The following is an 18942-nucleotide window of genomic DNA, read 5'->3' on the forward strand; positions in this document are numbered from 1 at the left end:
TACGGCTATTTTTTTATTCTGCTGTACTGGCTAAAGTCTGCCTACCGGTTTCAATCGGCAGGTAGATCGTAAAAACCGCTCCTTCCCCCGGTTTACCTTCCGCAAGGATATAACCTTCGTGGTTAGTCACCACACGCCGACAAATGGCCAGTCCAATTCCAGTACCTCCGTAGGCCGACTTAGCGTGTAACCGTTGAAAAATTACAAAAATTTTCTCTGCGTATTCGGGTTCGAACCCGATCCCGTTGTCAATGATCTGTATCCGATGATACGATTGTTCTTTCTTTAGATCCGAATCCAATGTTACAATTTCAGAACCTTCCACTTTCTGGTAGGTGATTTGAATAACTGGAAGGACGTCAGCCCTGGTAAATTTCAGGGCATTACTGAGTAAGTTCAAAAAAAGCTGCCGTATCTGTGAGGGATAGCCCTGAAGAGTAGGCAGGGATTGTACGTCAATCGAAACCTGCCGATCAGCAATCACTTCTGAGAGATCGGATTTTACTTCGTCCACTACTTCATTCAGGCTAACGGTTTGCAGCTTATCAGTACGACTTACCATTCGCGAAAATGTCAACAGGTCATTAATCAGCCCCTGCATGCGTTCAGCCGCGTTGGCGATTTTGTCCAGCATGGCCTGCCCATCTTCCGTCAGTTGCTCACGTTGCCGCATGAGCAGACGGTCTGCAAACGCTCTGATCTTCCGCAAAGGTTCCTGTAAATCGTGGGAAGCGACGTAAGCAAACTGTTCCAATTCAGCATTCGAACGGTTAAGGGCTTCAACTTTCTTCTCCAGATCAATCTGGGTCAGCCGCCGCCGGCGAAGTTCAATGTTGAGTAACGTCGCGGAAATAATCAGCAATCCTCCCGCCAGCAGAGCTAACGTTAGTAAATAGGTGGGAGCCAGATTAAACTCCCGCTGGCGAGCCTTCAACCGACTCGTTAGCAACTTGCTTTCTTCTTTTTTAATTTCATCAATCTGCTTTTGCATGGCATCCATGATGGCTTTGCTCTTGAGAATGGTAGCATCCTGATTCTGCATCTTGTCAATGCCCTTGAGCTGCGTATCCATACTTTCCCATTTATCACGAGCCAGACTTTTGAAGACTGCCAGCCGTCGCAACTGAGGTACATTATCGTTGAGCAGGATCTGCATGCGTTGAGCAGAAGCTTCGTACTCGCTTCGCATCTGTTCATACGATTTGACAAATAGTTTATTGGACGTAAGCAAATACCCACGAATGCCAGATTCCGCTTCTTTGACGTACGAAATCAGTCGTTCACTCTCATTAATAGTTCTATACGTATGCTCGACCCGCTCGCTAAACCATTCCGTAGAGCGTACCTGATCTAAACATAGATAAGTCAGCAATACCAGTATGGCAATGGCGGAGGCAGCAGCGATATTGAGTAGCCAGACGTTCGAAGACTTCATTTACTAATTGGATACCAGACGAGTGGTTATATTTCTACAATTTGGGGAAATAAGAGGAGGCAAAAAAAGGCAGTTTTCCGCCAAAAGAAAAGAGAAGAGGAAAGCAAAAAAATAAACTCGTCGGTATCATTCGTTCAAAAGTGGCTTGATTATCAACAAAAAAACGTGCTAGGTGATCGAAATCATCCTCAATTAGGGAGGATTTGTCTGGATAAGTCTCGCGTGGCTTGACTTTATGAATAGGTACAGTACTTCAGTTACCGCCTTAAATTATCCAAACCACAATATGAGCACTTCAGTTAACCTCTCGCAAACTCAGAAACAAACCCTGCGGGTTGCTCCCCAGCAGATACAGTTTTTAAATTTCTTGCAACTTTCTACCTTAGAGCTTGAGCAGCACTTACGGAATGAATTAGAGGAAAACCCTCTGCTGGAAGAAGGTGCCACTGAAAAGGAGTCGAACGATGAGGGCGAAATGGAAATGTCGTCGGACGAAAGGGATGACCATACGGCCGATTACGAAACGCCAACTAACGTCGAAGACTACCGGGACTGGGACGAATTTTCGAATGATGATATTCCTGAATATAAAACGCGACTAAGTCAGGATCCCAACGCAGAAGATGATTTATACTCTTCTCCGATCGTTGAACAGGAAACCTGGCGGGAAGCAATTAAGGAACAAATTCGCTGGATGAATCTAAAGGATCGTCAGCGGGCTCTGGCCGAATTTATTATTGATTCTCTCGACGATGATGGCTTCCTACGCAGCGATGCGGATGCCCTAGCCGATGATTATTCGTTCGGGCATGGAATTTTTGTAGATGGTTCGGAAGTCGAAGAGGTTATTGCAGCCATTCACGATGAGCTTGAACCCGCCGGTTTGGCAGCTCGTGATTTACGCGAATGTCTGCTCCTCCAGCTTGAAAGTCGCCGGGCTACCGCAGCAACACTGCGAGCCATGGATATTGTCAGCGAATGCTTTACTGAACTTTCCAATCGTAACTTTGAAAAGATCTGTAAGCATTTGAGTATTGATCAGGATGAATTACGAGTGGCTATTGCCGAAATTGGTAAACTCAATCCTAAACCCATCGTTGGAGGTAACAACGATTCAGTAGTCGTAAAACGTGGAATTATTCCCGACTATGTTTTGCACTACGACGATTACGGACGGATTGAAGTAGCACTGAACCGAGGCAACTGGCCTGATATTCGGGTGAATAGCTCGATTATTGGTCTAGTAGATACCAGTCGTGAACGCGGAGCCGCTACGTACCTGAAAAATAAGCTGCAATCGGCTCAATGGTTGGTTGATGCGATTCGTCAGCGGGAAAATACGATGCACCGTGCCATGCGAATGCTGGTGGAATTGCAGCGTGGCTTTTTGAAACAGGTGACGTACGGAATCTCAGACCGATGATTCTCAAAGATGTAGCCGATCGAATTGGTATGGATATTTCCACCATTTCACGGGTTACCTCGGGGAAATACGTACAAACACCGTTTGGCCTGATTCACCTGAAAGACCTGTTTACCGAAGGGATTCGGACGGAAGACGGTCACGAAGTTTCGAACAAAGCGATTCAGCAGGCACTCGTGGAACATATTTCCTGCGAAGATAAACGCAATCCGTTCAATGACTTCGATCTGATGCGATTACTCGCTACGCAAGGATACAAGATTTCACGTCGGACCGTCGCCAAATACCGTGATCAATTAGGTATTCAGTCTGCCCAGTTCCGACGGGGCGTATAACCTTTGAGCAGATAATAATCGTTTGTTGTTAATAAAAGAGCATTTCACACCCATAAGGCTCTGATTCAAGTGAGGGTAATGGTAGATTTTCTATGCAGAAAATATTAGTAATTGACGACGATACGGACATTTGTCTGCTTCTACGGCGATTCTTGGGGCGTAATGGCTTCGAGGTCGCCATTGCTCATAATGGAACTTCAGGTCTTGAAATCCTTACTGATTTCAAGCCCGATTTAGTCATGACAGATTTCCGCCTGGGAGATATGGACGGGGGCGAATTACTGGTTCGTATTAAAGAACAGTTTCCACACGTACCCGTCATTGTCATCACTGGTTATTCAGATATTAAGATCGCTGTAAACGTGATGAAACAGGGTGCGTACGACTACGTAACCAAGCCCCTGTTCCCGGATGAAATCTTAGTAACGATTCGGAAAGCACTGGATCAAAGTGCCGCTCAACCTGCAGCTCCGAGCGTAAATGGTGAAACCGGAACTTCTACTCCGGCTCCTAAACGGCCTACGGGCTCCGAACAGTATATCTTCGGCAATGGTCCGGAATCCAAGTACCTGTATCGTCAGGTGGATCTGGTGGCTCCTACCAATTATAGCGTTATTATTTACGGCGAAAGTGGTTCGGGTAAAGAAGCCGTTGCTCAGGAAATTCACAAACGCAGTAAACGTTCCAGTGGACCTTTTGTCGCTATGGACTGTGGTGCTATTTCCAAGGATCTGGCTGGTTCGGAATTATTCGGGCACGAGAAGGGTGCTTTTACCGGAGCTCTTAATCAGAAAATTGGGCACTTCGAGCAGGCACACGGGGGTACGCTTTTCCTGGATGAAGTAAGTAACCTGCCTTATGATGTACAGGTTTCTCTCCTGCGGGTAGTACAGGAACGAAAGTTACGACGACTGGGCGGTACAAAAGAAACGCCTATTGATGTACGTATCATTGTGGCCTCGAACGAACGTCTGATTGAATCCGCTAAAAAAGGAAAATTCCGGGAAGACCTTTACTACCGTTTTAACGAATTCAGCATTGACGTACCGCCGCTTCGCGAACGTAATGCAGATATTCTGGTATTTGCCGATTATTTCCTGCAGGCAACCAATGGAGAGCTGGGCAAGCAGGTACGTGGCTTCGCAGACGATGTAGTGGATCTGTTCATGCGATATGAATGGCCGGGTAACCTTCGGGAAATGCGTAACGTTATCAAACGGGCTACGCTGCTGACGGATAGCGAAAGCATTCAGTCGCGGGATCTTCCCTTTGAGATTGTGCACTTTAACAAGTTACAATCCATGGAGACGAATACACCACCCGTTACTCCTGTTTACGTACCCGAGATTCCGGTTATTCCTCCGCAAACGTACTACAGTGAACCACCCGTGGGCGTGATAGCTCCCGAAGTTCCCAAAGGTGAAAAGCCTAATCTGCGGTCAGCTGCTCTGGAAGCCGAATATGACATGATTCTAAAGACCCTTAAACAGGTCAATTTTAATAAAAGTAAAGCGGCCCAATTGCTGGGTATTGACCGAAAAACGCTTTACAACAAGATGAAAAACTATCACTTGTCTTAGGTGATTTCCGGGCATGCTCCTGTTTACGTCAGAAGCATGCCCCTTTGATATTGTCGCTTCTTTTAGCTTATCAGTATGTCTCAGCTTTATGATAGTAATGCCTACCTTCGGGAAGCTGAATCTTTGTTACGCTTTGGCACATTCGACTGGTCGAGTACTACAAAAGAATTCTACTGGTCAGAGGGTTTATTCCGTGTTCTGAGCTTTCCGGCTGAACTTCGTACGCCACCCACAGTGGATTGGTTCTATGAGCAGATCGTGGAGGTAGATCGGGAACATGTGCTTGAATCTGTTCAAAAAGCTCTTGAACACAAGCTTCCTTTCCAGATTCAGTATCGTATTCTGGACTATACGGGCAACGAACTCGTTTTGATGAGTCGTGGGAACGTACTTTCGATTCCTGAAACCAACGATGTGCGATTGGTAGGCATTACGGCCGACCTGACCGCTCATTATCTTTTTGAACAGGAATTAAAGGCAAAAATGGAAGCCCTGGACCGGTCAAATTTTGAGCTGGAACAGTTTGCCTACATTGCTTCGCACGACTTACAGGAGCCGCTTCGCAAGATTACGTCATTTGGCGAACGACTGACGAGCCGCTACCAGGAAAACTTAGGTGAAGAAGGCAAGCATTACCTTTCCCGGATGCTCGGAGCAACGCAGCGGATGAAATTGCTCATCGAAAGTCTGCTGAGCTATTCCAGAATTTCGCGTCCGGAGGAACCTTTCACCCCTGTCAACCTAAACGAAGTTGCCAGAAATGTACTCAGTGATTTTGAATTACGGCTCACGGAAACGGAAGCGACAGTAGAGGTAGGTACGTTACCGACCATCTCTTCCCTACCCACGCAGATGCACCAGTTATTTCAGAATTTACTGAGCAATGCCCTGAAATTTACCAGCTCCGACCGTAAACCGCACTTGACGATTACCTCAAGCCTGTTAACGCGGCAGGAAATGGCTGAACATCGCCTGTTACCGGGTACGCTGTACCACAAGATCGCCCTGAGCGACAACGGGATTGGCTTTGAACCGGGGCAGTCGGAACAGATTTTTACTTTGTTCAAACGATTACACGGACGCTCTGAATACGAAGGAGCAGGCATGGGATTAGCGATTTGTAAGCGAATTGTTGAAAACCATGGTGGCATTATCTACGCTCAGAGTAAGCCTGGTGAGGGTGCAACCTTCGTACTGATCTTTCCTGAACAACAGAAAGTAAAATGAGGTAGGAACCTAAGCGTAGACCACAAACACCGCAAGCCCTCCCTCCTACGTTTTATAGGAGCGTCATGAAACACATTCTCAAGAAACCGGTAGTGTTACTCATTGCCGACGATGATGAAGAGGACCGGAAAATGACCCGGGAGGCTTTCGAGGAAAATTTCGTTTTGCACGAAATCCATTTGGTGGTTGATGGTCTGGAACTGATCGACTATCTGTTTCGCCGGGGAGTTTATGCCGATCCCGAACGGAGTCCAAGACCCGGTTTGATTTTACTGGACCTGAATATGCCCCGCATGGACGGTCGCCAGGCCTTGGAGCAAATCAAATCGAATCCTGACTTACGGAGTATTCCGGTTGTAATCTTAACGACTTCACACGCAGAAGAAGACATTATCAGGAGTTACAATCTGGGCGTGAATTGCTTCATCAATAAACCCGTAACTTTTAAAGATTTTATCGAAGTCACACAATCCCTTGGGCGATACTGGTTTGAAGTAGTTCAGCTACCTTCGCCCTAGGATTAACCTATACCTTCGTTTCACCTTTAAATGCTCTCTGGCGAGCAGGGAGGAATTATGAATAATGTTACGAGAGTCTTAATCGTGGATGACGATGAGGACGATTACCTGCTCACAAGCGACTACCTGCGAGACATTCCAGGAAGTCAGTTTGCGTTAGAGTGGGCCAACAGCTACTCCAGTGCTCTGGAAAAGCTCAAAACCAGCAATCCCCAAATTGCATTCGTCGACTTCTTTCTCGGAGCCAAAACGGGCCTTGACCTCATCGAGGAAGTTCACGCCATTGGTCTGTCAACACCTATGGTATTACTGACGGGTCGCGGTGACCGCAAGGTAGATGAGGAAGCTACCAAACGGGGAGCCGTCGACTACCTGGTCAAACGGGATTTGAACGCTGAAAAACTCGAACGCTGTATCCGTTACGCCCTCGAACGGGCTGCTACGCTTAACACTTTACGCGAGAGTGAACGCCGATACCGGAGTTTGTTCAATCAGCTACGGGAAATGATTTTTCTGGCGAGTCCTTCGGGAGAGTTTTTGTACGTCAATCCGAATGGTAGTGAATTACTGGGCTATACTCCGGATGAATTCACCCAGAAGCGAATGCCCGAATTGTTTGAGAGCACGGATCGCTACGCCATTTTCTCATCCATACTGGAGCAATTCGGTGAAATCGAAGATTTCGAAGTAGCCTTACAAACCAGTCAGGGCGAAAAACGGTACTGTACGATTTACGCCAGTGTCCAGAATGACGGTTTCGGTAGCCGACAGATTCAGGGGATTGTTCACGATATCACAGCTCGAAAGAAAGCCGAACGGGACACTCTGCTTACGGAAAAGCTCGCGGCTACCGCCCGTCTGGTGCGTACGCTGGCCCATGAAGTGCGTAATCCGCTCACAAACATCAATTTGTCAGCGGACGAATTGCTCACGGGAATGGAAGACGATACGCTATTGATGTATCCCCAGATCATCAAACGCAATTCTCAGCGAATTAATGATCTGATTTCGGAGCTTCTTAATTCCTCCCGGCAGGCGGAAATCAATCTGGCTGATTTCTCGATCCACCAGATTCTCGACGAGACGCTGGCTCTGGCAATGGATCGGGTTCAATTGAAGAACATTACGTTACAGAAAGATTACGGCGAAGATTGCTTTGTAAAAGTTGATAAAGAGAAAATCAAAATTGCGATTCTCAATATCATTGTCAATGCCATTGAAGCCATGGAACCCGAAGTGGGTATTCTTCACGTGCAAAATCACGTAGCCGGTGATTTTTGCTACGTAGCCATTGAAGACAACGGATCGGGCATTCCGGCTGAGAATCTGGGCCGTTTGTTTGAGCCTTATTTTACATCCAAGAACAATGGAATTGGACTGGGTCTGGCGGCTACGCTGAGTATCGTGCAGTCGCACAAAGCCCGTATTGATGTCGAATCAGAGGTGGGTGTAGGTACGGCCTTTACGATTTCATTTCCGCTGGCCGGAACCGAATCCGAAGATTTTTAATACCGATAGATACTAGTACATAGAAAGCCCTCGCTTGTGCCTAAACGAGGGCTTTTTTTATTCGCTCATAGGTAAACGCATGATTCTTTCTCGGTGCATTTCGCCCCATCTGCTCAGGGATTCCAGCACATCCTGAAGCGTACCGCTGTATTCCGTCAGTTCGTATTCAATAACCACGGGCGTTTCCGTATGCACCACCCGCTTTACGAATCCATTGATTTCCAGCTCTTTTAGTTCGTGGGAAAGTACCCGGGCCGAGATCCCTTCTACCGCTCGTTGAATCTCATTAAATCGTTTGTTTCCTTCCTGCAGGGCAATGATGATTCGCAGTTTCCACTTTCCACCAATGACGTACAAGGCATCGCCAATGGCTCCCAGCTTGTTAGTACACGCCTGAGCAGACAACGGAAGCTTTTCTTGTAGCTGAAACATAACAACTGATTTTTAAGTCCTTGCACTAACCCAAAGGTTACCACTAACCTTTTGTATACTGCTAACTTTTAGTAAGCGAAAGTACATACGTTTGTTTCAAAAACACAACAATGAAAGCAACGAACCTTATTTACTGGATAACCACTGGATTAGTAGCGGTGATGATGAGCTTTTCGGCCTATTTATACCTGACTAATCCAGAGATGGAAAAGGCTTTCCAGCACCTAGGCTTCCCTGCGTATTTTCGCGTGGAGCTGGCCATTGCTAAAGTACTGGGTGTTGTGGGTCTGGTAGTTCCTTTTACGGGCCGGTTGAAAGAATGGGTCTACGCTGGCTTTACGATTAATTTCATTTCCGCATTCATTGCTCACATGGCTGCTGGCGATCCCCTTTCGGGTAGCGTGGCTCCGCTGATTTTTCTGGCACTGCTCCTAACCTCGTACGTAACGTATCATAAACGCCAAAAACATACAGCTCCAGCGTCGGCATTTACCGCTTTAGCCTAGTTTTAAGTCCATAAAAAAGCCGTATCGAACGCTCGATACGGCTTTTTTTATGGAAAATGCATTCCCTTACTGTAACACTTTTTCCGGTGAAGCCGTCGATTGTTTCTCCCGGAATACGGCAATAAACAGCAGGAGAATGATGCCCGCGATGCCCGCCGGTACCATCCAGTACCCACTCCAGTTCACCCCCGCTTCCGTCGTAAAGGTATCTTTCAGAACGCCCGAAATGTACGAGCCGATGCCCATTCCTACCCCATAGGTAGCAAACGTAATCAGACTTTGAGCCTGCGTTTTGATGCGTTCACCGGCTTTGTTATCGGTATAGATTTGTCCGGTTACGAAGAAAAAGTCGTAGCAAACGCCGTGCAGAATGATTGCCATGTACAGAATCCACTCGCCGGAACCCGCATCGCCGAAACCAAAGCACAGAAAACGCACAATCCAGGCAATCAATGCGACAATGAACGTCCACTTCACACCCAGTTTGCTATACGATAGCGGTAACAGCAACATAAAAATCACTTCGGAAGCCTGTCCCAGCGACATTTTGTTTTCTACGTTCGTCATACCGGAATCCGTCAGCGAAGGGTTCGCCATGGCGTAGTAAAACGAAAGCGGAATACAGATCAGAATCGAAGACAGGAAGAAAATAGCGAAAGACCGATCTTTGAACAGTACAAAGGCATCGGTTCCGAGAATCTGGGAAGCTTTAGCCGGACCCGTTGCCTTGGGCGGCGTATCGGGTAAGAAAAACGAAAAGACGCCCAGAATCAACGAAGCAACCATGGCAAACTGGAAGATCGTTACCTGATCCCCTACGCCCAGATAACCCACAATGTTCGCCACCACAATCCACGCAATCGTTCCGGCGACACGGATGTTGGGGAATTCCTTTTCCGGACTCGCCATCTGGTTCATGGCAATGCTCGTCGCCAGAGCCAGCGTTGGCGTAAAGGTGAGACAGTACGCCAGAATCAGCCAGAAAAACTGATCGGGATTCGTTGCCTGCGTTAGAAAATACAGAACGGCAGCCCCCAGCAGGTTCAGTACACCCAGTACTTTCTGAGCTGAGAAATAACGGTCTGCAATCATCCCCACGAAAAGGGGGCAATCAGCATCGCAATCGAAAACGTCGAAAAGGCAGCACCTTGTTGTTCACCCGTAGCTCCCAGTGTCGTTCCCAGGTACTTGGTTACTTGACCATACCACGATCCCCAGCAGAAAAACTGGAGAAACATCATGAGCATGAGTTGAATCCGAACGGTAGACTTCATTAGCAATGTAAAAGTTAGAATAGAGTAAAACAGACGAGAGATCGTACGTAAAAAGAATCAACGTACTTGCATAGAGCCACGCGGTCGGAGTTTTCTAATGCGAGTATACCCATTTTTTTGCGATTCTGTCCCGCTCTAGCGACGAGTTTCGCCAGCATTTCGGCAAAATCCGCCGGATTGCGTTCATTTGTCTACGGCTATGTCAGGGATACATAACGGGTTCGAGGCAGAAGCTTCCCGTTGTCTGTAATTCAATTGTATCTTTGAGCCGTTTGAAAGCTGCATGGAATGAAAAACAAAAACCTCACGACTGAACCGCCCTCTGTTGCGACTGCTGGAACTTCCCGAATCCTCCTTTATGTATACGCTGCTTTATTAGCTTTGATTGGATGGTTTGTTTTTCAGTACATCTTCGACAAAAAACTTTCACTAACCGGCGACGCTACGGATTACTACATTTTAGGTAAAGCCATTGCTCAGGGGGATGGCTACGTGGGCATCACGGGTCCTGAACGCGTACCGGCCAATCACTTTCCGCCAGGGTACCCCTTTGTGATTGCGATGATCATGCGGTTGTTTTCGGACAAAACGACGACCATTCAGGCCTTCAACGGCTTTTTCCTGGTGATATCCCTGATACTACTATTCGACATTTTTCGCCGGATGGGCCGGAATATTCATCTGGCTTTTGTCGGGGCATTACTGGTGGCTCTCAACTTTCACATTTTACAGTACGCAACCATGATGATGAGTGAAATGACGTATTTCTTCATTTCGCTGCTGGCCCTGTGGTTTTTCGTAAAGTCAGACTTCAAACGTCCAGCCTGGAAAGATCCCTACTTCTGGGGCTTTGCTCTGGGTGTAGTGGCTTCGTACTACGTGCGGCAAACGGGACTGATGATGCTGGGCGGAGCCGGACTCTATCTGCTGGTTCGGAAGAAGTGGCTGCACATCGTTTTCATGGGCGTGATTTTCGTACTAGGCGTGCTGCCCTGGCAAATCCGGGCTTCGAAGCTGGGCGGCGACAGTCACTTAAGAGATATGCAACGCATCAATCCGCTTCGGCCTGAAGAAGGGGTAGTCCAAGGCTTTGGGGGCTGGGTAGAGCGTTTCTGGCACAATACGGAACGCTATATCACTCGCGAGATTCCCAGTGCTACCCTGAGTACGAACGTGGAAGATTACGCTTCGCCCGTTTCTTCGGGCGAATGGCTGGCTGGACTCGCTCTCTTGGCTCTGATTACGTTAGGCTGGTTCCATTTACGACAATACCGCTTGCTCATTGCCGGGTACGCACTCGCTACCTTCGCTCTGTTATTGATTTACCCGGAAGTATGGACGGGGAACCGACTGATGTTACACCTGGTCCCCTTCTTCCTGTTTTGCGGACTGTACGGCTTGTATTATCTGATTGGATTAGGACTGGAAAAAGTACGGGTGAACAGTCCACTGATTCGGCGGGTAGCGGTTCCCTTTCTCTTCCTGTTGTTAGTACCCAGTTTTATTGGGCAAACGGCTACCGAGACACGTCCCGGCGATGGCATTAAGTTTCTGCGGCAGATGGCCCGGATTCCCAGCTACGACCCGGCTCACGAAAACTATTTCCAGGCTGCGGCGTGGATTAAGGAATACGCCCCCAAGAACTCCATGGTGGTGTGCCGCAAACCCAGTTTGTTCGTGGTTTTCTCGAACAGCTACGTAACCACGTATCCCTACACGGAGAACCAAAAGGACTTTCGGGAGTATCTGACCAAACGCAAAACCAATTTTGTGGTCATTGACGCTTTAGGCTACTCTTCGACGCCCCGCTACCTGATTCCCTACGTGCAGGCCAACCCCGATCAGTTTGAGATTGTCCTGCAATTGCAGAATCCGGACACGTTTCTCTGTCGTTTCCATCCCGAATTGGGTTGGCACGGTCCCTATAATGAAAAAGGAATGCCGGCTGGGAAAGGCGAGTATCGCTTCGGTGATGGTCGCAAGTTCGTGGGTACGTTCAGCGACGGTCGCATGCTGTCACTAACGGGCGAAGGTACCTTCTACGATCCGCAGGGTAAGGTCCTGGGTCCAGTTACGTTTGTAAACGGTCAGCAAAAGTAAAGGGCAAAAAAAGAGAGCAACGGTTGCCGCTGCTCTCTTTTCCTCAATTGGGAAGATAATCCTATTGCTTGTGACGTTTTTCGTCAGAAACGGTCAGTTTCCAGCGACCACGTGCCCGACGGGCAGCTAGTACACGACGTCCATTAGGAGTGCTCATCCGCTCGCGGAAGCCATGCTTGTTGCGACGCTTGCGATTTGATGGTTGGAAAGTTCTTTTCATTGCCTTATCTATTTATTTGGTTATCTGTTATCCGTACAGGCCGTTGAGCTTGAGAACTGACAACGGATAACTCATTTTTCCAGAATCGAGCGGCAAAATTAGCCATAAAATTCTGTTTCACAAGACGTCCTCTTAAAAAAAGGATTTTTTTCTATGTTTTTGGTGTTAGAAAATGAAAATGGGTCAAAATGAGGGGGTTTCAGTGGTATAGAATGGACTTATTTACAGCCTAATTGAGGTAGAATTTCAGGAGTATGGTGCCCGCGGATTGGTTTCTGACCAGGCTGTATCTAACCAGCTACGGATCGATTGATTCTCATTTTAGTCTGGAAAATATCATTGCATATTGCTGCAAAAACCCTTCTCTTTGCGGTTCTTTTTCGACAGAAAATACCGTAGAGCGTTGCCTTTCAGCCCAGGTAACGGATAGATGTGGTAAACTTTTTGTAGATTCAAAGCAAAATTGAACAAGCCTTTACCCGGCTTACTTCATCGTTAATATGATTTCAAAAAAAGCCAAATATGCTCTCAAAGCCCTGAAAGTGTTGGGTCAGGAGTTTGGGAACCAAAAACCAGTACTGATTTCCTACATTGCCGAGCAGGAGAAAATCCCCAAGAAATTTCTGGAAGCCATTTTGCTCGATTTGCGGAATCACGGCATTCTGCAAAGCCAGAAAGGAAAAGGTGGTGGTTATATGTTACGGATCCCACCGGCCGAAGTAAACTTTGCCAAAGTACTTCGAATTATCGACGGTCCGATTTCACCCACGCTTTGCGTTTCGCTGTATTTCTACGGAAAGTGCGACGATTGTGCCGATGAGCATACCTGTACCTTACGGAATGTCATGCGGGACTGGCGGGATGCTAACCTCCACGTACTCGAGCAAACGACGATTGCCGACTTACTGGAAAACAAAGCGGCCGTGAATCTCGAAACACCCCAAACGAATATCGAGTAATGAAAAAAGGCTGGTTGAACCAGCCTTTTTTCATTACTCGGGTTGATGGTATAGCGTCAGTCCCGCAATGGGTGTTTCCATAATCACACCGATGGTTACGCCTTTTTCCCGGGCTACTCTTCGGATAATATCGGAGTAATAAAACGCGACCGATCCGGTCAGATGCACGCGGTAATTCGCGTAATCGGGGTATTTGAGAATGTATTTGTCGAAGAACAGTCGAAAGGCATCAGCGGCCAGTTGATAGGCAAAGGGATGCGTACGATTATCGAATAGAAACTTGGAGAAACCCGCGAAATAGCGATTCGGAAAAGGTTTTTGATACGCATGTTCCAGTACCGTATCCCGATTGATTGTAGGGTACCGCTTCTCGAATTTGAGCTTCAGGTCTTCCGGTAATTCCCGGTGCAGATAGGCCTGTACCAGCGTTTTGCCCAGGTATCCCCCACTCCCTTCATCGCCCAGCCAGAAACCCAGCGTATCGACTTTATATTGAATATCTCCGTTGGCGACCTGACAGGTATTAGAACCCGTTCCCAGGATACACGCAATCCCCGCCTCGCGTCCGCATAGGGCCCGGGCCGCTCCCAGCATATCGGAATGAGCTTCGATGTGCGTAGCCTCGGAAAACACCGCCGACAGCCCCGCCTGGATGATTGCCGCCTTTTCCGGCCCGCTCACGCCCGCTCCGTAAAAGAAAATTTCCGTAATGGGTTCCGTCACTTTTGGTTTCAGACTCAGCGACAGCTCTTTCGCAATCTCTTCCGAGGTCTGGTAAAAGGGATTGAATCCCACCGTACGGGCCTGCGACACGCTTCCATCGGCGGCCAGCATACGCCAGTCGGTTTTCGTTGATCCACTATCTGCAATCAGTTGCACGTTCGTTTCGTTTAGACGTGATTCCCAGCGATGGGGTTAGCCTTTCAGAGCAATTTCCCGATCACCCGCCCACTGTTTCAAATCCTGCTTGTTAATGGCAGCGGCCATGACTTCCGGGAACATATCGGGCGTACAGGCAAAAACGGGAATCCCCAGATCACCCAGAAACTTGGCATTTCCGTGATCGTAATACGGGGCTCCTTCATCGTTCAGGGCCAGCAGACAAATCAGCTGAACGCCCGAAGCTACAATTTCCTGTACGCGTAGCCGCATCTGAGCCAGATTTCCACCTTCGTACAAATCCGTAATCAGGACCAGAATCGTATCGTTGGGTTTCTGAATGACCTGCTGGCAATAACCCAGGGCCCGGTTAATGTCCGTACCGCCGCCGAGTTGTACGCCAAAGAGCAAATCAACCGGGTCGCGTAGGTCTTCCGTCAGATCGACCACTTCGGTATCAAACACGATCATTTGCGTTTTGATGGCCGGAATGGATGCCATGACTGAGCCGAAAATTCCGGAATAGACGACGGAACTCCCCATCGAACCCGACTGATCCAGGCACAGCACCACGTCTTTTAGTGAACGTCGCGTCTTTCGCCCAAAGCCAATCAGGTCCTCGGGAATAATCGTCTGATACGTCGGCTGGTAATGCTTCAGGTTTTTACGGATGGTACTCGGCCAGTCCATTTCACTCAACCGCGGACGCCGATTGCGAACGCCCCGATTTAGAGCTCCAGTAATCGACTGAATGGTATTCTGAGCCAGTTTTTCCAGTAACTCATCGACTACCTGCTGTACAACCCGCCGGGCCGTATCGCGGGTTTTCGAGGGAATCAGCTTACCCAATTCCATCAGCGTAGCCACCAGATGTACATCGGGCGTAGCTTGCTCCAGAATCTCCGGTTCAAAAAGTAATTTCTTTTGTAATTCCGGCTTTTGCAGGGCGTCCTGCTGCATCACCTGTACCACCGACGCCGGAAAGTACGTGCGAATATCGCCCAGCCAGCGGGCTACGTTCGGTTGCGAAGCTCCCGACCCACCCGCCCGTTCGGGGCTGTACTCAAATTTGCCGCGTATTTCAAAGTCGTACAGGGCCGACAGAGCCTTGTCAATCTGGGCTTCCGTAGGGTCGAGAGCCACGCCTGTGCCATCGGCCTGATCGCCTCCCAGCAGCAATCGCCAGCGTTTGAGCGTTTCTTCGTGTATCGCCATGTGTGCTTAATTCAGTCCCAGTAATGCTTTCATCGGTGATAAACTGGCTTCCGCTCGTTCCCAATCGAATTCGCCACCTTCCCAACTCGTTTGTACGGCCGTTTCCAGCGTTACGGGCGGTTGTTTGGCTTTTTCACCCAGCTTGCGGCGTTCGGCTACTTCAAAAGTCGCGAAGGTCCGACGCAAAACGGGTAATAATTCCATGAAGGTTCCCGCTTCCAGCTCGGCCACCCATGTATACAGTAATTTCCAGAGAGCCGGGTCGTACAGTAAAATGAGCCCACTACCGCTTAAGAAGCCTTCCAGCCAGGCCGCCGACTCGCTCGGTTCGTTGCCTTTCGACAAAGCTCGTTCAAACCGTTGCGTCATCAATTCCTCTTCCAGTACTTTGCTGTCAAAGAGCAGTCGCGTACTCCCGCCGGTAATGAGAGCGGGCAAATGTTCTTTCGTTGCCAGAATCCATAAGGTATCCCGCCAGGCCTGCACCAGCGATTCGCGTTCGAGCAGACGGACAGATTCGTCCACCTGACGAATGAGTCCGAGCATCCGGCGGGCGTTTTCGTCGTCCAGTCCATAGCAGGCGGTAGGTAAACCAATGCAGATTCGCGTCAGCAGCCCTTCCACGACCTGCATGAGTGTGGGTAAGTCCGTTTTCCGAACGCTTCCGTACCGACTCACCGTGACCAGCGGTTGCAGGGCCATCATCAGTTCCTGCATATCCGCCGACACCGTCGCCAGTTCACTGATTTTATGAATCAGGCCGTCGAGTACGCCAAACAATTCCGCCGGAATGGCTGCTTCCAGTTTTTGAGCCAGTTCGGTAATGGAGGTACTCCGTTGGGTCTGGTCGAGCAGGTACTGCGTGGCCGCGTCTTCAATCCGGTTCCCCCAGATGGCTTTTTCAATAAGCTGAAGAATCGCCTCCGGGCTCCATCGCAGTTGCCAGCCTTCCTTGAACGTTCCTTTGCCGGAAATACCCGTCAGACTCCCCCAGGGCACGTCCAGCACCCGCAGGCGATGGAGAAAGATACTCCGGGAAAGATCCAGGTCTTTGCGAAGATCCAGCTCCAGAAACTTGGTCTCTTCCCGAATTTCAAGGCGTAGCTTTTTGGCAATCGTTTCAAAATCGGTTTGGATGGGCAACTTCGGTAGTTCGTCGGGCACCTGTCCCATACGGTGAGCCACGATTAGCTCTTTTTCTACCAGTCGCATCAGAATGCCGTCTCCCATGCACATCACCGACTGCGTAGCCTCATTCAGCTCGTTCAGACCCGGACGCGGAAGGTTTCGCAAGGTCGCCAGCGAATCCGCCAGTCGGAAAGCTTCGATAATATGAGCCGTGGACACGTCCATCTTCTGGCGACGAAAGAGCCGGGCAACGCGGGTGAGCCATTGTTCGCCCCGGTCTTCGGGTTGATACCAGCGGTGCTCGTACCAGCCCGGCGAGTGAATCCCGGCCCCGTACCCACTCCACCAGCTCATGCGGGTGTTCGTCCAGGGAATCCAGGTCAGGCGTACTTTAGCTTTGGGTAAGCCTTTGACGAGCGGCGTATCCTCCTTTTTGGTCGTTTTCAGATCGGTCAGAGCTGGCACGTGCCAGGCTCCGCAAACGACGGCGATGTTCGTAAAACCCTCTTTCTGAGCTTCGCGAATATGCTGCCGCATGAAGGCCTCCCGAATCGCATCCTGTTCCGGCGTCGGATGGGTCGAAGCGGCCCGAGCCGTTTCCATGGTTAGCTGTACCGCCTCGAAATACGCCGCCGAATCCCCGATGCGGGGGTCCTGTTCAAACCGTTCCTCCCACCAATCGTGATACGTTTCGTAGCCCGCCAGTTCAGCAAGGGTATGCAGCGGCGAAATTTCCCGTTCGGGAGCCTCCTCTTTTGCAGGGAGTCGATTTTGGCGGCTTCCTCCTTCGCCAGCGAATGCAGTAAAGGCGTGTCGGTCATGCGTACGCTCACCGCGTGCTGGTGAGCGTATTGCACGGCCACCCATTCAGGCGAGTACTCGACAAAGGGGTAAAATACGGCTTTCTGCGGTTCCTCGGCGTCGTAAGCGAGCACGGCTACGGGCGGCTGTAAATCTTTGTGAGCCGTCCAGTGCAGGATTTCCGTCAGTTCGGGTGGCCCTTCTACCAGAATCAAATCGGGCTGAATTTCCGTAAGCCGTTCCTGCACCCGCCGGGCCGAACCTACGCCGTGGTGGCGAATGCCCAACAAATGAATCATCATAGCGTCAGTTCCTTGCAGGCCCGGTACAAATCGCGGTAGTTTTCGCGGGTTTTCAGTACCGTTTCCAGGTATTCATTCCAGACTACTTTATCCTGAACCGGATCTTTCACCACGGCTCCGATCAGACCCGCGGCCAGGTCTTCCGCCGTTACGCGGCCATCGCCAAAGTGAGCGGCCAGGGCCATGCCATTGTTCATCACCGAAATGGCTTCGGCGGTACTCATCGTACCCGAGGGCGTTTTCAGCTTGGCTTTGCCGTCCTGCGTAGCTCCCGAGCGTAATTCGCGGAAGATGGTCACCAGTCGCTGGATTTCAGTCAGGTGGGGAAGCTCCGCTGGTAGTTCCAAGGCTTTGGAAAGACTACTCACCCGGCGTTGTACGATGCTGACTTCTTCGTCCATACTTTCGGGTACGGGCAAAATAACCGTATTGAAACGTCGCTTTAAAGCACTCGATAATTCATTGACGCCCTTGTCGCGGTTGTTGGCCGTGGCAATCACGTTGAATCCTTTGGTGGCCTGTACTTCCGAATTCAGCTCAGGAATGGGCAGAGTTTTCTCCGAAAGAATGGTAATCAGCGTATCCTGTACGTCGGCGGCAATCCGCGTTAATTCTTCGATGCGGGCAATTTTCCCGTCCTGCATGGCCCGCATCATGGGCGTTACGACGAGGGCATTTGGGGAAGGACCCTCGGCCAACAGGCGGGCGTAATTCCAGCCGTAGCGAATCGCTTCTTCGCCCGTACCCGCCGTGCCCTGAATCAGCAGCGTAGAATTGCCCGATACCGCAGCAGCCAGGTGCTCGGCTACCCAGGATTTGGCCGTACCCGGCAAACCGTACAGTAACAGAGCCCGGTCAGTAGTCAGGGTTGCGACGGCGATTTCCATCAGGCGGCGACTGCCAATGTATTTAGGACTTACTTCGAATCCATTTTTCAGCGTACCGCCCATCAGGTACGTTACGACCGATTGCGGCGTCAGGACCCAGTTGGGGGGCCGCTGACCGCTATCCTGTTTCCGCAGTTCTTCTAATTCTTCGGCAAATTGCTCTTCGGCGTGTTGGCGTAAAGCGTTCATTTTTTCGTGAAAAGTAGGTTAGA

At 49.6% G+C, this 18942-nt stretch carries 15 protein-coding genes and 2 pseudogenes; 9 read left to right on the forward strand and 8 right to left on the reverse strand.

Annotated features, from left to right (window positions below; genetic code table 11):
• Positions 1 to 13: 13 nt before the first annotated feature.
• A complete protein-coding gene (locus BWI93_RS20965) occupies positions 14 to 1435 on the reverse strand; it encodes a CHASE3 domain-containing protein (protein ID WP_094814914.1) in 1422 nt (473 codons plus the stop codon).
• A 286-nt stretch (positions 1436 to 1721) separates the two neighbouring features.
• Here BWI93_RS20965 and BWI93_RS20970 point away from each other — a divergent pair, with 286 nt between their 5' ends.
• The 6 genes from BWI93_RS20970 (at position 1722) to BWI93_RS20995 (ending at position 8027) form a co-directional block, all read left to right on the forward strand.
• A complete protein-coding gene (locus BWI93_RS20970) occupies positions 1722 to 2858 on the forward strand; it encodes an RNA polymerase sigma-54 factor (RefSeq protein WP_176454292.1) in 1137 nt (378 codons plus the stop codon).
• A complete protein-coding gene (locus BWI93_RS20975) occupies positions 2855 to 3193 on the forward strand; it encodes a hypothetical protein (protein ID WP_094814919.1) in 339 nt (112 codons plus the stop codon). The genes BWI93_RS20970 and BWI93_RS20975 overlap by 4 nt, the downstream gene beginning before the upstream one ends.
• Before the next feature lie 92 nt (positions 3194 to 3285).
• The gene (locus tag BWI93_RS20980; RefSeq protein WP_094814921.1) at positions 3286 to 4773 is read left to right on the forward strand and encodes a sigma-54 dependent transcriptional regulator; all 1488 of its coding nucleotides are present in this window, start codon (positions 3286 to 3288) and stop codon (positions 4771 to 4773) included.
• A gap of 75 nt (positions 4774 to 4848) precedes the next feature.
• On the forward strand, positions 4849 to 6000 hold the full coding sequence (locus tag BWI93_RS20985; RefSeq protein ID WP_094814923.1) for an ATP-binding protein: 1152 nt from the start codon (positions 4849 to 4851) through the stop codon (positions 5998 to 6000).
• Between the two features lie 65 nt (positions 6001 to 6065).
• The gene (locus tag BWI93_RS20990; protein WP_094814925.1) at positions 6066 to 6518 is read left to right on the forward strand and encodes a response regulator; all 453 of its coding nucleotides are present in this window, start codon (positions 6066 to 6068) and stop codon (positions 6516 to 6518) included.
• Between the two features lie 57 nt (positions 6519 to 6575).
• Positions 6576 to 8027, forward strand: a complete 1452-nt coding sequence (locus BWI93_RS20995; protein ID WP_094815059.1) for an ATP-binding protein — start codon at positions 6576 to 6578, stop codon at positions 8025 to 8027.
• Between the two features lie 57 nt (positions 8028 to 8084).
• On the opposite strand, the gene BWI93_RS21000 is transcribed toward BWI93_RS20995, so the two are convergent.
• Complete coding sequence (locus tag BWI93_RS21000; protein ID WP_094814927.1) at positions 8085 to 8459, reverse strand: helix-turn-helix domain-containing protein; 375 nt, start codon at positions 8457 to 8459, stop codon at positions 8085 to 8087.
• 110 nt (positions 8460 to 8569) lie between these two features.
• On the opposite strand from BWI93_RS21000, the gene BWI93_RS21005 reads away from it, so the two are divergent.
• On the forward strand, positions 8570 to 8965 hold the full coding sequence (locus tag BWI93_RS21005) for a DoxX family protein (protein ID WP_094814929.1): 396 nt from the start codon (positions 8570 to 8572) through the stop codon (positions 8963 to 8965).
• 66 nt (positions 8966 to 9031) lie between these two features.
• Here BWI93_RS21005 and BWI93_RS21010 read toward each other — a convergent pair.
• A pseudogene (locus BWI93_RS21010) lies at positions 9032 to 10239 on the reverse strand (nucleoside permease).
• A 288-nt stretch (positions 10240 to 10527) separates the two neighbouring features.
• On the opposite strand from BWI93_RS21010, the gene BWI93_RS21015 reads away from it, so the two are divergent.
• Entirely contained in the window at positions 10528 to 12339 is a 1812-nt protein-coding gene (locus tag BWI93_RS21015; RefSeq protein WP_094814931.1) for a glycosyltransferase family 39 protein, read from the forward strand.
• Positions 12340 to 12400: 61 nt separating this feature from the next.
• Here BWI93_RS21015 and rpmH read toward each other — a convergent pair whose 3' ends face one another.
• Positions 12401 to 12559: a 50S ribosomal protein L34 gene (rpmH, locus tag BWI93_RS21020; protein ID WP_093208143.1), complete on the reverse strand. Its 159-nt coding sequence runs from the start codon at positions 12557 to 12559 to the stop codon at positions 12401 to 12403.
• 500 nt (positions 12560 to 13059) lie between these two features.
• On the opposite strand from rpmH, the gene BWI93_RS21025 reads away from it, so the two are divergent.
• Entirely contained in the window at positions 13060 to 13518 is a 459-nt protein-coding gene (locus BWI93_RS21025) for an Rrf2 family transcriptional regulator (RefSeq protein WP_094814933.1), read from the forward strand.
• A 33-nt stretch (positions 13519 to 13551) separates the two neighbouring features.
• Here BWI93_RS21025 and BWI93_RS21030 read toward each other — a convergent pair whose 3' ends face one another.
• The 4 genes and pseudogenes from BWI93_RS21030 to BWI93_RS21050 form a co-directional block, all read right to left on the reverse strand.
• Positions 13552 to 14397: an N-acetylglucosamine kinase gene (locus BWI93_RS21030; RefSeq protein ID WP_094814935.1), complete on the reverse strand. Its 846-nt coding sequence runs from the start codon at positions 14395 to 14397 to the stop codon at positions 13552 to 13554.
• A gap of 36 nt (positions 14398 to 14433) precedes the next feature.
• Positions 14434 to 15612 carry a VWA domain-containing protein gene (locus BWI93_RS21035; RefSeq protein ID WP_094814937.1) on the reverse strand — a complete coding sequence of 393 codons (1179 nt, stop codon included), beginning with the start codon at positions 15610 to 15612 and terminating at the stop codon, positions 14434 to 14436.
• 6 nt (positions 15613 to 15618) lie between these two features.
• A pseudogene (locus BWI93_RS21040) lies at positions 15619 to 17843 on the reverse strand (DUF5682 family protein).
• The gene (locus BWI93_RS21050) at positions 17840 to 18919 is read right to left on the reverse strand and encodes an AAA family ATPase (RefSeq protein ID WP_094814943.1); all 1080 of its coding nucleotides are present in this window, start codon (positions 18917 to 18919) and stop codon (positions 17840 to 17842) included. Before BWI93_RS21050 ends, BWI93_RS21040 begins: the two are co-directional and overlap by 4 nt.
• Between the last annotated feature and the right edge of the window lie 23 nt (positions 18920 to 18942).

It is taken from the genome of Siphonobacter sp. BAB-5385 (genome assembly GCF_002261125.1).
In the GTDB taxonomy this organism is placed as follows: Bacteria; Bacteroidota; Bacteroidia; order Cytophagales; family Spirosomataceae; genus Siphonobacter.

What these genes read in the sequence shown, in the direction of transcription:
- BWI93_RS20965 (WP_094814914.1), bottom strand. Translation starts at nt 1,435, where the DNA reads ATGAAGTCTTCGAACGTCTGGCTACTCAATATCGCTGCTGCCTCCGCC.
- BWI93_RS20970 (WP_176454292.1), top strand. Translation starts at nt 1,722, where the DNA reads ATGAGCACTTCAGTTAACCTCTCGCAAACTCAGAAACAAACCCTGCGG.
- BWI93_RS20975 (WP_094814919.1), top strand. Translation starts at nt 2,855, where the DNA reads ATGATTCTCAAAGATGTAGCCGATCGAATTGGTATGGATATTTCCACC.
- BWI93_RS20980 (WP_094814921.1), top strand. Translation starts at nt 3,286, where the DNA reads ATGCAGAAAATATTAGTAATTGACGACGATACGGACATTTGTCTGCTT.
- BWI93_RS20985 (WP_094814923.1), top strand. Translation starts at nt 4,849, where the DNA reads ATGTCTCAGCTTTATGATAGTAATGCCTACCTTCGGGAAGCTGAATCT.
- BWI93_RS20990 (WP_094814925.1), top strand. Translation starts at nt 6,066, where the DNA reads ATGAAACACATTCTCAAGAAACCGGTAGTGTTACTCATTGCCGACGAT.
- BWI93_RS20995 (WP_094815059.1), top strand. Translation starts at nt 6,576, where the DNA reads ATGAATAATGTTACGAGAGTCTTAATCGTGGATGACGATGAGGACGAT.
- BWI93_RS21000 (WP_094814927.1), bottom strand. Translation starts at nt 8,459, where the DNA reads ATGTTTCAGCTACAAGAAAAGCTTCCGTTGTCTGCTCAGGCGTGTACT.
- BWI93_RS21005 (WP_094814929.1), top strand. Translation starts at nt 8,570, where the DNA reads ATGAAAGCAACGAACCTTATTTACTGGATAACCACTGGATTAGTAGCG.
- BWI93_RS21015 (WP_094814931.1), top strand. Translation starts at nt 10,528, where the DNA reads ATGAAAAACAAAAACCTCACGACTGAACCGCCCTCTGTTGCGACTGCT.
- rpmH (WP_093208143.1), bottom strand. Translation starts at nt 12,559, where the DNA reads ATGAAAAGAACTTTCCAACCATCAAATCGCAAGCGTCGCAACAAGCAT.
- BWI93_RS21025 (WP_094814933.1), top strand. Translation starts at nt 13,060, where the DNA reads ATGATTTCAAAAAAAGCCAAATATGCTCTCAAAGCCCTGAAAGTGTTG.
- BWI93_RS21035 (WP_094814937.1), bottom strand. Translation starts at nt 15,612, where the DNA reads ATGGCGATACACGAAGAAACGCTCAAACGCTGGCGATTGCTGCTGGGA.
- BWI93_RS21050 (WP_094814943.1), bottom strand. Translation starts at nt 18,919, where the DNA reads ATGAACGCTTTACGCCAACACGCCGAAGAGCAATTTGCCGAAGAATTA.